This is a genomic window from Pseudomonas sp. ITEM 17296 (genome assembly GCF_028895205.1).
In the GTDB taxonomy this organism is placed as follows: Bacteria; Pseudomonadota; Gammaproteobacteria; order Pseudomonadales; family Pseudomonadaceae; genus Aquipseudomonas; species Aquipseudomonas kermanshahensis.
Genome location: NZ_WJRS01000044.1, coordinates 1 through 13,681, shown reverse-complemented (window position 1 = coordinate 13,681; position 13,681 = coordinate 1). Strand labels below are relative to the sequence as shown.

Annotated in this window: 9 protein-coding genes and 1 pseudogene; all 10 read left to right on the top strand. The window is 64.1% G+C overall.

Annotated features, from left to right (window positions below; translation table 11 throughout):
• The first annotated feature begins 171 nt into the window (after positions 1-171).
• Positions 172-1,143, top strand: coding sequence for an agmatinase (gene speB / locus GIB19_RS27060; RefSeq protein ID WP_027596333.1), 972 nt, complete (start codon positions 172-174; stop codon positions 1,141-1,143).
• A 15-nt stretch (positions 1,144-1,158) separates the two neighbouring features.
• Positions 1,159-2,667 carry an aldehyde dehydrogenase family protein gene (locus GIB19_RS27055; protein WP_274888713.1) on the top strand — a complete coding sequence of 503 codons (1,509 nt, stop codon included), beginning with the start codon at positions 1,159-1,161 and terminating at the stop codon, positions 2,665-2,667.
• A gap of 96 nt (positions 2,668-2,763) precedes the next feature.
• Positions 2,764-2,943, top strand: a complete 180-nt coding sequence (locus GIB19_RS27050; protein ID WP_027596335.1) for a hypothetical protein — start codon at positions 2,764-2,766, stop codon at positions 2,941-2,943.
• On the top strand, positions 2,940-4,409 hold the full coding sequence (locus tag GIB19_RS27045) for a cytosine permease (RefSeq protein ID WP_274888712.1): 1,470 nt from the start codon (positions 2,940-2,942) through the stop codon (positions 4,407-4,409). Before GIB19_RS27050 ends, GIB19_RS27045 begins: the two co-directional genes overlap by 4 nt.
• 4 nt (positions 4,410-4,413) lie before the next feature.
• Positions 4,414-6,099 carry a choline dehydrogenase gene (betA, locus tag GIB19_RS27040; RefSeq protein ID WP_099429685.1) on the top strand — a complete coding sequence of 562 codons (1,686 nt, stop codon included), beginning with the start codon at positions 4,414-4,416 and terminating at the stop codon, positions 6,097-6,099.
• Positions 6,100-6,536: 437 nt separating this feature from the next.
• Positions 6,537-7,961 (top strand): D-serine/D-alanine/glycine transporter, encoded by a 1,425-nt coding sequence (gene cycA / locus GIB19_RS27035; RefSeq protein WP_274888711.1) that lies wholly within the window; start codon positions 6,537-6,539, stop codon positions 7,959-7,961.
• Positions 7,962-8,043: 82 nt separating this feature from the next.
• Positions 8,044-9,573, top strand: a complete 1,530-nt coding sequence (locus GIB19_RS27030; protein ID WP_274888710.1) for a sigma-54-dependent transcriptional regulator — start codon at positions 8,044-8,046, stop codon at positions 9,571-9,573.
• A gap of 260 nt (positions 9,574-9,833) precedes the next feature.
• Positions 9,834-10,211 (top strand): glycine cleavage system protein GcvH, encoded by a 378-nt coding sequence (gene gcvH / locus GIB19_RS27025; protein WP_027596340.1) that lies wholly within the window; start codon positions 9,834-9,836, stop codon positions 10,209-10,211.
• Between the two features lie 14 nt (positions 10,212-10,225).
• Positions 10,226-13,096, top strand: coding sequence for an aminomethyl-transferring glycine dehydrogenase (gene gcvP, locus GIB19_RS27020; protein WP_274888709.1), 2,871 nt, complete (start codon positions 10,226-10,228; stop codon positions 13,094-13,096).
• A 60-nt stretch (positions 13,097-13,156) separates the two neighbouring features.
• Positions 13,157-13,681, top strand: a pseudogene (gene glyA / locus GIB19_RS27015) (serine hydroxymethyltransferase); the annotation flags it as partial.

Sequence of the window (13,681 nt, the reverse complement as noted above, 5' to 3'; positions counted from 1 at the left end):
CACCCGGCATTTCGCCTGGCCGCTGGCAGCGGGCGATTACTTCGGGTTGGCCGATGTATGCATCTGCACTTGCGCATTTTTCCCGCGTTGGCCTGCCGCCATAGTGGCTGCAACGGCGGTCGAGCAGTCGCCCCGTCTCCTGACCAGAACAATAAGTGGAGAAACCCGAACATGGCAAAGCATGGTTATGAATCCGGCCGCCTGAACCTGCCCTTCGTAGGGCATTGCACCTTCGCCAAGTCACCCATCTGCACCGACTGGAATGCCATCGACGCCGATGTGGCGATCCTCGGCGCGCCCAACGACATGGGGACCCAATGGCGCTCGGGCGCACGGTTTGGACCGCGCGGCATCCGCGAGGCATCGACCCTGTTCTCGTTCGGCCACGCCGGTGCCTACGACTTCGAAGATGACGCCACCTACCTGACCGATGACCAGCTGCGCATGGTCGATGTCGGCGACGCCGATATCGTGCACACCGACATGGCCACCAGCAATGCCAACATCGAGTCGGCCGTGCGCCAGATCCTCGCGGCGGGTGCCATGCCGATCGTGCTGGGCGGCGACCACTCGATCCATGCGCCAGTCATCAAGGCCTTCGAAGGGCGTGGGCCGATCCACATCGTGCACTTCGATGCCCACCTCGACTTCGTCGACGAGCGCCATGGCGTGCGCTACGGCCATGGTAGCCCCTTGCGCCGCGCCTCGGAGCTGGACCACATCGTCGGCATGACCCAGATGGGCATCCGCAACGTGTCGTCCTCCAACCGCGACGACTACGATGCCGCACGCGAAGCCGGCTCGCAGATCCTCTCGGTACGCGACGTGCGTCGCCTGGGCTGCGAAGGTGTGCTGGCAAAGATCCCCGAAGGCCGCGACTACTACATCACCATCGACATCGATGGCTTCGACCCGTCCATCGCCCCAGGCACCGGCACCCCGAGCCATGGCGGATTCTTCTACTACGAAGTACTGGAGATCATCCAGGCGTTGGCCCGGCGCAGCCAGGGGCGGATTGTCGGCATGGACCTGGTGGAAGTGGCCCCGGCCTACGACCCGGCAGGCGTGACCTCGATTCTGGCCGCGCAATTGCTGATGAACAGCATCGGCTTCATCTTCCACGCGCGTGCCAACGCCCGCTGATCCGGAGACTGTAACGTGGACAACAAGGTAAAAGCCTACCTGCAGGCCTTCGGCGTTTCCGAGGCCACCCAGCGTTTTCTCTGCAAGCCCCAGCGCATGTTCATTGGCGGTGCCTGGCTCGAGGCCAGTGACGGTGCCAGCGCCGAGGTCATCGAACCGTCCACCGAGGGCGTGCTGACGCGCATCCCGATGGGCACGCAGGACGACCTCGACCGCGCGGTGCGTGCCGCCCGTGCGCAATTCGATGGCGGCCCCTGGAGCCAGCTCAAGCCCCTGGAACGTGAGCGCCTGATTCATCGCCTGGCCGACCTCATAGAGGACAATGCCGACGAGCTGGCGCAGATCGAGTCGATCGACATGGGCAAGTCGGTCGCCCAGGCCCGCGCGGTGGATATCCAAGGTACCGTCGATACGCTGCGCTATTTCGCGGGCTGGGCCAGCAAGATTCATGGGCGCACGGTCGAGCCTTCGCTGCCGGGCAACTACCTGGCCTACACCCGCAAGGAAGCGGTCGGCGTGGTGGGGGCCATCGTGCCCTGGAACTTCCCGCTGCAAACCATGGCTTGGAAGCTCGGCGCGGCGTTGGCGACCGGCTGCACCGTGGTGGTAAAACCGGCGGAGCTGACGTCGCTGTCGGCCCTGCGCTTTGCCGAGCTGGTGCAGGCGGCGGGCATCCCTGACGGTGTGCTGAACATCGTCACCGGTCGCGGCAGCGTGGTGGGCACGGCGATGTCCAGCCACCCAGGCATCGACAAGCTGAGCTTCACCGGCTCTACCCCGGTGGGCTGCTCGGTGGGCAAGGCGGCGATGGACCAGATGAAACGCCTGACCCTGGAACTGGGCGGCAAGTCGCCGGTGATCGTGTTCGCCGATGCCGACATTGACGCGGCGGCCGAGGCGGTCGCCAACGGTGTGTTCTTCAACTCGGGGCAGGTGTGTGATGCCGGTACCCGTGCCTATGTCGAGCGCAGCGTCTACCCAACCTTCCTCGAAGCGCTGGCCCGCTATACGGCCACGCTGAAGATTGCCCCGGGCCTGGACCCTGACTGCTTCATCAGCCCCATGGTGTCGCGCCAGCAACAGCAGCGGGTACTGGAATACATCGCCCTGGGCAAGGCCGAAGGGGCGCAGGTGTACTACGGTGGCGAGCCGGTCGAAGGCCCGGGCTTCTACGTGCAGCCGACCATCTTCGCCCACTGCAACAACGACATGCGCATCGTCCGCGAGGAGATCTTTGGCCCGGTGCTGGTGACCTTGCCCTTCGATACCCAGGAGCAGGCCCTGGCGCTGGCCAACGATTCGGAATACGGCTTGGCCGCGGCCATCTATTCCAACGACCTGGGCAAGGTCCACGGGCTGATCCCGCGCCTGCGTGCTGGCACCGTCTACGTCAACGCCCACAGTACGCTGGACCCCTCCATGCCGTTTGGTGGCTACAAACAATCGGGCTATGGCAAGGACATGGGCGCTGAACAACTGGAGTTTCTGCTGGAGACCAAGGCGGTCTGGATCACCTTGCCCTGAGGTACAGGGCTGGCCCGCGTCGCCTGGTTTGGCGAGCGACGCGGGCCACATGAACGCATCGAATTTCAAGAACAAGAACCCGTCGAGGTGATGCCAATGAACAGCCAAGTGGATACCGAGCGTGCACAAGACCTGGAACGGCGCCTGCGCGCCTATGAAGAACTGGAGGGCAGGGCGCACTGGCCCGGCGCGCTGAGCGCGGCGGATGTTGTTGCCCTGGCCGTGCTGACCCTGGTCATGGTGGTGGGCGCGTATTGCCTGGGGGGCCAGCCATGAGCCGCTCCAGAGAGCAGGAATTTCGCCTGGCCGCCGAACGCGGCGATACACCCTTGCTGCCGGGTGAGCGGGTCTGGGGCTTCTGGGGTTATGCCTACGCCAACTCGGCGTTGGCGGTGGCCACCTGGGTGTTTTTGATCGGCGGTGCCACCGCGCTGTTCGTCGGGCCCTTGCAGGGCATTGCCGCGATCATCATCGGCAACATCATCGGCGTGGTGCTCGCGGCCTCGTCCACCTGCCTGCCGTGCGGCAAGTACGGCGTCGAGCAGTTCACTTTCCTGCGCAGCATGTTTGGCCTCAATGGCAGCCGGCTGGTCTATACCCTTTCGGTGGTGATCCTGACCATGGGTTGGCTGGCGGTGCTGGGGCTGATGTGCGGGCGTGCGCTGGACAACCTGGAAACCCTCGTGCAGCACAGCCAGCCCGACAGCAACGACTGGCTGGTGACCGCTGGGGCCTTGCTGGCCATCGTGCTGGCGGCGCTGGTGGCCATGCGCGGGCCGGACATGATCCGCCGCCTCAGCGCGGTGATCGCGCCCAGCTTGATTCTGATCATGCTGGCGCTGATGTACTTCATCTCCCGCCGCTACAGTTTCGGCGAACTGCTGGCCATGCCGCCCTTGCAGCCTCCGTTCGAAAACCCGCACGTCAACTTCATGATCGCGGTAGAAATCAACATCGCTGCGGGGTTCTCCTGGTGGCCCTACATCGGCAACCTGTCGCGCCTGTGCAGCAACCAGCGTACGGCGTTTTGGCCCAACCTGGTGGGCATCTTCGGCGCCGCGTCGCTGGGTGAGTCGGTCAGCCTGTTCGCCGCCACCACCTTGGGCAGCAGCGACCCCACCGCCTGGATGCGGCTGGCCGGCGGCATGACCTTCGGCGTGATCGCCCTGAGCTTCCTGGCCCTGGCCAACCTGACGGGCATGGTCAACATCCTCTACACAGCCGTCATCGGCCTGCGTCAGTTGGCCGGGGAGCGGTTGCGCAGCCTGGGCTGGGGGATGCTGATCGGGCTGTTCTGCATCATCCCGGTGGTCATCGTGGTGTGCCTCCCGGGTATCTACGACGGCTTCTTCATCTTCTTGGTGTGGACGTCGGCGCTGAACAGCGCGCTGGCCGGCATCGGCATCGCCGATTACTTCTTCCTGCGCAAGCAACGCCTGAACCTGCGGCATCTGTATGCCGAGCAAAGCGGCTCGCCGTTGCGCTTCTGCAAAGGCTTCAACCCCATCGCGCTGCTGGCGCTGGTGGCAGGGTTTGCCATCTACGTGGTGGTGTTCAACCCGCAGACCTTGGCCCATACCGATTTCTTCTCCTTCGCCACCGCCTCGCTGCCGTCCTGCCTGCTGGCCGGGCTGGTGCATTACGGCCTGACCCGCCTGCTGGCCACACGCCTGGGCTGGGGCGGCTACCCCAAGGGCAATGAACGCAACATCGAGGCCGCAGGCCTTCGCGTACAGGACTAGAACAATGAAAAAACGATACGACTACATCATCATCGGCGCAGGCTCTGCCGGCTGCGTCCTGGCCAACCGCCTGACCGAAGATGCCGGCACCTCGGTACTGGTGCTGGAGTTCGGCGGCAGTGACCGCAGCGTGCTCATCCAGATGCCCAGTGCGTTCTCGCTGCCGATGAATACCAAGAAGTACAACTGGCGCTACGAGACCGCCGCCGAAGCCCACCTGGACGGCCGCCGATTGCACTGCCCGAGGGGCAAAGTGCTGGGGGGATCGTCCTCGATCAACGGGCTGGTGTACATCCGTGGCCATGCCTGCGACTTCGATGAATGGGAAAGCCTGGGCGCGAAGCACTGGAGCTACCGCAACTGCCTGCCCTACTTCAAGCGCGCCGAGCATTTCAAGTTTGGTGGCGATGACTACCGCGGCGGCGCAGGGCCGCTGGCCACCAACAACGGCAACAACATGCAGAACCCGCTGTACGGTGCCTGGGTAGAGGCCGGCGCCGAGGCCGGCTACATCAAGACCGCCGACTGCAATGGCTACATGCAGGAAGGCTTCGGCGCCATGCACATGACCGTCAAGGACGGGGTGCGCTGGTCCACCGCCAATGCCTACCTGCGCCCGGCGATGAACCGGCCGAACCTGACCGTGGTGACCCACGCCATGACCCGGCGCATCCTGCTCGACGGCAAGCGCGCAGTGGGCGTGGAGTATGACGAGGGCGGGCAGACCCACACGGTGCATTGCAACCGTGAAGTGTTGGTATCGTCCGGCCCGATCGGCTCGCCGCACCTGTTGCAGCGCTCGGGTATCGGCCCAGAGGCGGTGCTGAAAAAGGCCGGCATCAAGGTGCTGCACGACCTGCCGGGTGTGGGCGAAAACCTGCAGGACCACTCGGAAATCTACATCCAGTACGCGTGCAAGGAGCCCGTGACCCTCAACGGCAAGATGAGCCTGCTGGGCAAGGCGATGATCGGCCTGCGTTGGCTGCTGTTCAAGGATGGCCTGGGCGCCAGCAACCACTTCGAGGCGGGTGGTTTTATCCGCTCGTCCAAGGGGCTGCGTTGGCCGGACATCCAGTTCCATTTCCTGCCGGCGGCCATGCGCTACGACGGTGACAAACCGTTCAAGGGCCACGGTTTCATGGTGCTGACCGGGCCGAACAAGCCCAAGAGCCGCGGCCATGTGCGGGCCCTGTCGGCCGACCCTTACCAGCACCCGGAAATCCGCTTCAACTACTTGCAAAGCGAGGAGGACCGCGAGGGCTTCCGCCGCTGCGTGCGCCTGACCCGCGAGATCATCGCTCAGCCGGCCATGGACCGCTTCCGCGGCGAGGAGCTGGCACCTGGGCCGCAGGTGCAGACCGATGAGCAGATCGATGCCTTCGTGCGTGCCAACATGGAAAGCACCATGCACCCGTGCGGTTCTTGCCGCATGGGTGAGGACGACATGGCAGTGGTGGATTCGACGTTGCGTGTGCATGGCCTGCAGGGGCTGCGGGTGATCGACTCGTCGGTGTTCCCGAGCGAGCCCAACGGCAACCTCAACGCGCCGACCATCATGCTGGCCGAACGTGCCGCCGACCTGGTGCGCGGGCGTGAGCCGCTGGCGCCGGTCGATGTGCCGGTCGGTTTGGTGGACGGGTGGGAAGAACAACAGCGCAGCCGCGCGCCGCGGCGCGAGGTGCGTGCGTGATCAAGCGTGGGTGAGCCTACGCGGTCCCTGTGGGCGGGTTTACCCGCGAACACCGGCGAAGCCGGTGCCATACACCGCGTCGGATTTTTCGCGGGTAAACCCGCTCCCACAGGTACAGCGCTGGCCATGGGGCGGATGAAGCAGATAAACCTGGACTGATAGCGCTCCATTGTAGTGATATCGATACAGCACAGGGCAGGGCACGGTATACGACGCTTCGGTGTCGTACACCGCGCCTTTACCGCCACCGCCTGGAGTGGCTTCATTACAGCAATAAACGTTAATACCCACACAGACCCCCGTATTTAGCGGGCTCTAGCCTTTGGCATAGTCCTTGCTCTTTCCCTTGCGTTCGGCCGGCTGTTGCAACGCATGTCCGGTTAGAAAGTTGAACTTGTGACGTTATAAAAACAATTAAACTAGCAAGGTAAATAACAATGAATAACCTGCCGCAGGGTCACTGTCCGCCTGAGGGTGACACCCACGAACTCAAACGTAACCTGTCCAACCGCCATATCCAGTTGATCGCCATCGGCGGCGCCATTGGCACGGGCCTGTTCATGGGCTCTGGCAAGACCATCAGCCTGGCTGGGCCTTCGATCATCTTCGTCTACATGATCATCGGCTTCATGCTGTTTTTCGTCATGCGGGCGATGGGCGAACTGTTGTTGTCCAACTTGCAGTACAAGTCATTCATCGACTTTTCGGCGGACCTGTTAGGCCCGTGGGCGGGGTTCTTTACCGGGTGGACCTACTGGTTCTGCTGGATCGTGACCGGTATTGCCGACGTTATTGCCATCGCCGCCTATTCGCAGTTCTGGTTCCCGGATATTCCCTTGTGGTTACCGGCACTGGCCTGCGTCGGTGTGTTGCTGTCGCTCAACCTGATGACGGTGAAGATGTTCGGTGAACTGGAGTTCTGGTTCGCCATGATCAAGATCGTGGCCATCTGCGCCTTGGTCTGCACCGGGGTGTACATGGTGGCGGCAGCTTATCAGTCGCCCACCGGTAACGTCGCCTCGCTGGCTAACCTGTGGAACGACGACGGGATGTTCCCCCACGGCGCCATGGGTTTCTTCGCCGGCTTCCAGATTGCGGTGTTCGCCTTCGTCGGCATCGAACTGGTCGGCACCACCGCGGCCGAAACCAAGAACCCGGAACGCAACCTGCCACGGGCCATCAACTCCATCCCGCTGCGCATCATCGTCTTCTACGTGTTGGCGCTGATTGCCATCATGGCCGTGACCCCGTGGCGAGAAGTGGTGGCCAACAAGAGCCCCTTCGTCGAACTGTTCGTGCTGGCCGGGCTGCCTGCTGCTGCGGGGATCATCAACTTCGTGGTACTGACGTCTGCGGCGTCTTCGGCCAACAGTGGCGTGTTTTCGACCAGCCGCATGCTCTATGGCCTGGCGGTGGAGGGTGATGCACCGGGCCGGTTCAGCGCGTTGTCACACCGTGCAGTGCCCTCCAACGGCCTGATCTTCTCCTGTATTTGCCTGACCGCTGGCGCCCTGGTGATCTACCTGGTGCCGAACATGCTCGACGCGTTCACGCTGATTACCACGGTGTCGGCCCTGCTGTTCATGTTCGTCTGGTCGATCATCCTGCTGTCGTACCTGGCGTACCGCAAACAGCGTGACCACCTGCACCGTGCGTCGAAATACAAGATGCCGGGCGGCACGATCATGTGCTGGGTCTGCCTGGTGTTCTTCGCTTTCATCCTCGGCCTGCTGGCCCTGGAGGCGGACACCCGCATGGCGTTGTTCGCTGTGCCTGTGTGGTTTGCCGTGCTGGGCCTGTCCTACCGGTCCATTCGCCAGAAAAAACAGGAGCACGCCGCGTTGTCGCTCGAAGCGGAGTAACCGCCGCCTTCACGTTCTAACCAGGGGGACAGCGCCGGGTGCGCTGTCCCCCTGTTGTCGTTTCGCCAACCAGGGAATCACGATGAGAATCCACGTCACCTTCATCGACCGCGTCGGCATCACCCAGGAAATCCTGGCACTGCTAGGGGCGCGCAACCTCAACCTGGACGCGGTGGAAATGATCCCGCCCAACGTCTACATCGACGCCCCGGCGCTGTCACAGGCCGTGCTGGACGAGCTCTACGGTGCGCTGTTGCGCGTGGTGGGGGTGCAGGCGGTCGAGTTGGTCGACTTCCTGCCTGGCCACCGCCGGCGCCTGCAACTGGAGGCCCTGCTGGCGTCGATGAGCGACCCGGTGCTGGCGGTCGACCCGGGCGGCCATGTGCTGCTGGCCAACCCCACCCTGGTCAACCTCGTTGGCCGCGAGCCGGCCGGCGAGCCGTTGTCGCGCCTGTTTGCCGAGGCCGACTTGGCCCAAACCCTGATCGACAAGGGCTTTCGCCTGCCCATGTGCGAGGTCGGCTTCCAGGGCCAGGCATTGTTGCTGGAAGCCACGCCCATCAGCGGCGGTGCCGATGCCCTGGTGGGCGGCCTGCTTACCCTGTACCCGCCAAGCCGCATCGGCGAGCGCCTGGCGTCGCTGCTGCACGACCACACCGAAGGGCTGGAGGGGCTGCTGGGCGATTCCACGGCGCTGAAGGAACTCAAGGTGCGCCTGCACAAGGTGGCTGGCCTTGAGGCGCCGCTGCTGATCCAGGGCGAGACGGGCACCGGCAAGGAGTTGGTCGCCCGCGCCTGCCACGCCCTCAGTGCCCGGCGCGATGCGTCGTTCCTGGCCCTCAACTGCGCCGCCTTGCCCGAGAGCCTGGCCGAAAGCGAACTGTTTGGCTACGCCGCTGGCGCATTCACCGGCGCCCAGCGCGGCGGCAAGCCCGGCCTGCTGGAGCTGGGCGATGGCGGCACGGTGTTTCTCGATGAAGTGGGGGAGATGTCGCCTTACCTGCAGGCCAAGCTGTTGCGCTTTCTCAATGACGGCAGCTTCCGCCGCGTCGGCGGTGGCGGTGAAGTGCGGGTGAATGTGCGGGTGGTCTGTGCCACCCACCGCAACCTCGAAAGCATGGTGGTCGAAGGCAGCTTCCGCGAAGACCTGTACTACCGCCTCAACGTGCTCAACCTCAAGGTGCCGCCCTTGCGCGAGCGAGGCAAGGACATCCTGCTGCTGGCCGAGTACTTCCTGCGCCAGGCCTGCACGCAGATACAGCGCTCGCCCTGCCGGTTGGCGCTGGCGACCCATCCGCTGCTGCTGGGCAACCGCTGGGCGGGTAACGTGCGCCAGTTGCAGAACGTGATTTTCCGCGCTGCGGCCATCAGCGAAGGGGAGGTGATCGACTGCGACGACCTGGAGTTGGCCGGCACCGCCTTGAGCAGCCAGCAGGCCGACGTACACGAAATCATCAGCCTGGAAGCGGCCGTGCAGGGGTTCGAAAAATCCCTGCTGGAAAAGCTCTATGCAACCTATCCCTCGACCCGGCAACTGGCCGCACGCTTGCAGACGTCGCACACGGCCATCGGCCAGCGCTTGCGCAAATACGGCATTGCCACCCGGGCGTAGCACCCTGGTGTCAATGCGTTCCACTGGAGTGATTGCACTCCAGTTCGGCGAGGTCCCCGCGTTCATTGGCACGCCCCGGCACGCAGGCCTGCCGGGGCGATTCACTGGAGCTTATTCGTTCCGCCTGGGCCGACTGGATTGGCGCCGGCTTGTATCTCAAACCATTGAAATAAAAGGATTTAATCAAGTTGGCATCGCCCTTGCTCTTGTAGTTTTCAGTCCTGTACCGGGACCTACCTGATAACAAGAGAGGAAGATCCATGAGCATGCTGCGTTTTACCCCCGAACACGAATGGCTGCGTCTGGAAGCGACTGGCGAACTGACTGTCGGCATCACCACCTATGCCCAGGAGGCGCTGGGGGACGTGGTGTTCGTGCAGTTGCCAGAGCCGGGCGAGTACGGCGAGGGCAATGAAGTCGCAGTGCTGGAGTCGGTGAAGGCCGCCAGCAACATCAGCATGCCCCTGAACGGTACGGTGGTGGCGGTCAACCAGGCCCTGGCCGACGACCCGGAACTGGTCAATGCCTCGCCGATGCAGGACGGCTGGTTCTTCCGTATCCAGGTGGCCAATCTCGCCGACCTCGACACCTTGATGGACCAGGACGGCTACGACCGCTTCCTGGCCGACAACGCCTGAGCCAGGGTATCGACATGCACAACGCACCGTTTCCATTGACCACGGATAATGAGTTCATCGCCCGCCACATTGGCCCGCGTGAGCACGATATCGAGGCGATGCTGGCGCTGACCGGCCATGGCTCCCTGCAGGCCCTGGTCGACAGCGTCATCCCAGGCAGCATCAAAGGCACCAGCGTGCTTGAACTGAGCAAAGGGCAGGGCGAGGCCGAGGCCCTGGCTGCGCTCAAGGCCATCGCCGCGAAGAACCAGCTGTTTCGCAACCATATCGGGCAAGGCTACTACCCGTCCAACACGCCGACGCCGATCCTGCGCAACCTGCTGGAAAACCCAGCCTGGTACACCGCCTACACGCCGTATCAGCCAGAAATTTCCCAAGGCCGGCTGGAAGCGCTGCTCAATTTCCAGACCTTGGTCTGCGACCTTACCGGCATGCAGATCGCCAACGCCTCCTTGCTCGACGAGGCCACCGCTGCGGCCGAAGCCATGACCTTCTGCAAGCGCCTGGCAAAGAGCAAGGCACCGGCCTTTTTCGCCTCCCGCCACTGCCACCCGCAAACCCTTGACGTGCTGCGCACCCGTGCCCAGCCGCTGGGTATCGAGGTGGTCATCGGTGATGAAGCGGCACTGGAAGGCCAGGGCCTTGAGGCGTACTTCGGCCTGTTGCTGCAGTACCCGGCCAGCACTGGCGCTATCGCCGATCACCGGGCCCTGGTGCAACGCGCCCATGCCGTCGGCGCTTTGGTGGCGGTGGCCGCCGACCTGCTGGCGCTGACCCTGCTGACCCCGCCGGGCGAGTTCGATGCCGACGTGGTGCTGGGCAGCGCCCAGCGCTTTGGCGTGCCGCTGGGCTTTGGCGGCCCGCACGCGGCGTACTTCGCCACGCGCGATGCGTTCAAACGCGACATGCCCGGCCGCCTGGTCGGTGTCTCCATCGACCGCTTTGGCAAGCCGGCGCTGCGCCTGGCCATGCAGACCCGCGAGCAACACATCCGCCGCGAGAAAGCGACCAGCAACATCTGCACCGCGCAGGTACTGCTGGCCAACATCGCCAGCATGTACGCGGTGTATCACGGCCCTCAAGGCCTGGCGCAGATCGCCCAGCGTGTGCACCGGTTAACGGCAGTCCTGGTGCAAGGGCTGCTGCAGCTCGGGCACACAGTGGAACAAGCGCACTTCTTCGATACCGTCAGCGTGGTCACTGCCAGGCCAGCGGCCGATGTGCTGGCCGCCGCCCAAGAGGCCCGCCTGAACCTGCGCCCGATCGACGCCCAGCGGGTCGGCCTGTCACTGGATGAAACCTGCGAGCAGGCCAGTGTCGAGGCCTTGTGGCAGGTGTTCGCCGCCCCGGGCCAGGCGCTTCCGGGCTTCGTCGCCCTGGCAGAGGGCTGTGGCGATTGCCTGCCAGTGCAACTGCTGCGTGAAACCCCGTTCCTGCAGCACCCGGTGTTCAACCGCTACCATTCTGAAACAGCACTGATGCGCTACCTTCGCAGCTTGGCCGACAAGGACCTGGCGCTGGACCGCACCATGATCGCGCTGGGCTCGTGCACCATGAAGCTCAACGCCGCCAGCGAGATGATCCCGATCACCTGGCCCGAGTTCGCCAACCTGCACCCGTTCGCCCCGGCCGAACAGTCGCTCGGCTATCGGCAACTGACGGACGAATTGCAGGCGATGCTCTGCGAGGCCACCGGTTATGACGCGATGTCGTTGCAGCCCAACGCCGGCTCGCAAGGGGAATACGCAGGCCTGCTGGCCATCCGCGCTTACCACGCCAGCCGTGGTGAAGCGGGCCGTGATGTTTGCCTGATCCCGTCGTCCGCCCACGGCACCAACCCGGCCACGGCGCAGATGGCCGGCCTGCGCGTGGTGGTGGTCAATTGCGATGAGCGCGGCAACGTCGATGTGGCCGACCTGCAAGCCAAGGCCGAGCAGCACCGGGCGCAACTGGCCGCGCTAATGATCACCTATCCCTCGACCCACGGGGTGTTCGAAGAGGGCATCACCCGCATCTGCGACATCATCCATGCGCACGGCGGCCAGGTGTACCTGGACGGTGCCAACATGAACGCCATGGTCGGCCTCTGCGCCCCGGGCAAGTTCGGCGGCGACGTGTCGCACCTCAACCTGCACAAGACCTTCTGCATCCCGCACGGCGGTGGCGGCCCCGGTGTCGGCCCTATCGGGGTCAAGGCGCACCTGGCGCCGTTCCTGCCTGGCCACGCGCACCTGGAACATAAACAAGGTGCCGTCTGCGCAGCGCCTTATGGCAGTGCGAGCATCCTGCCGATTACCTGGATGTACATCCGCATGATGGGTGGCGAAGGGCTCAAGCGTGCCTCGCAGCTGGCGATTTTGAGTGCCAACTACATTGCCCGGCGCCTGGAGGAGCACTACCCGGTGCTGTACACCGGCGAGAATGGCCTGGTCGCCCACGAATGCATCCTCGACCTGCGCCCGCTCAAGGACAGCAGCGGCATCAGCGTCGAGGACGTGGCCAAGCGCCTGATCGATTTCGGCTTCCATGCCCCGACCATGTCGTTCCCGGTGGCTGGCACGCTGATGGTCGAGCCGACCGAGAGCGAGTCCAAGGAAGAGCTGGACCGCTTCTGCGAGGCGATGATCTGCATCCGCGAGGAAATCCGCGCCGTGGAAAATGGCACCTTCGACGCGCTCGACAACCCGCTGAAAAACGCCCCACACACCGCCAGTGAATTGGTGGGCGAATGGCCCCATCGCTACGGCCGGGAGCTGGCGGTGTACCCGTTGCAGACGCTGCGCGAGAACAAGTACTGGCCGCCAGTGGGGCGCGTGGACAACGTTTACGGTGACCGCAACCTGGCTTGTGCCTGCCCGCCCATGTCGGTCTACCAGGACGCCTGACTGCCCAGGCCCGGACCCCGTCCGGGCCTTGCCTGCCCCCAACAATAAGGAAGCACCCACATGTTCCATAAAAGCCTCACCCTGTCCGACTTCGACCCTGCGCTGCAGGAGGCCATCAGCCGTGAAGTACAACGCCAGGAAGACCACATCGAGCTGATCGCCTCGGAAAACTACACCAGCCCGCAAGTGATGCAGGCCCAGAGCACCGAGCTGACCAACAAGTACGCCGAAGGCTACCCAGGCAAGCGTTACTACGGGGGGTGTGAGCACGTCGATGTGGTTGAACAGTTGGCCATCGAGCGCGCCAAGCAGCTGTTCGGTGCCGACTACGCCAACGTCCAGCCGCACTCGGGTTCCTCGGCCAACAGCGCGGTGTACCTGGCTTTGCTGCAGGCTGGTGACACCCTCCTGGGCATGAGCCTGGCCCACGGCGGCCACCTGACCCACGGCGCTAAAGTGTCGTCCTCGGGCAAACTGTACAACGCGGTTCAATACGGCATCGACACCAAGACCGGCCTGATCGACTACGACGAAGTCGAGCGCCTGGCGGTCGAGCACACGCCGAAAATGATCGTCGCCGGCTTT

What these genes read in the sequence shown, in the direction of transcription:
- speB (WP_027596333.1), top strand. Translation starts at nt 172, where the DNA reads ATGGCAAAGCATGGTTATGAATCCGGCCGCCTGAACCTGCCCTTCGTA.
- betA (WP_099429685.1), top strand. Translation starts at nt 4,414, where the DNA reads ATGAAAAAACGATACGACTACATCATCATCGGCGCAGGCTCTGCCGGC.
- GIB19_RS27045 (WP_274888712.1), top strand. Translation starts at nt 2,940, where the DNA reads ATGAGCCGCTCCAGAGAGCAGGAATTTCGCCTGGCCGCCGAACGCGGC.
- gcvH (WP_027596340.1), top strand. Translation starts at nt 9,834, where the DNA reads ATGAGCATGCTGCGTTTTACCCCCGAACACGAATGGCTGCGTCTGGAA.
- gcvP (WP_274888709.1), top strand. Translation starts at nt 10,226, where the DNA reads ATGCACAACGCACCGTTTCCATTGACCACGGATAATGAGTTCATCGCC.
- GIB19_RS27050 (WP_027596335.1), top strand. Translation starts at nt 2,764, where the DNA reads ATGAACAGCCAAGTGGATACCGAGCGTGCACAAGACCTGGAACGGCGC.
- GIB19_RS27030 (WP_274888710.1), top strand. Translation starts at nt 8,044, where the DNA reads ATGAGAATCCACGTCACCTTCATCGACCGCGTCGGCATCACCCAGGAA.
- cycA (WP_274888711.1), top strand. Translation starts at nt 6,537, where the DNA reads ATGAATAACCTGCCGCAGGGTCACTGTCCGCCTGAGGGTGACACCCAC.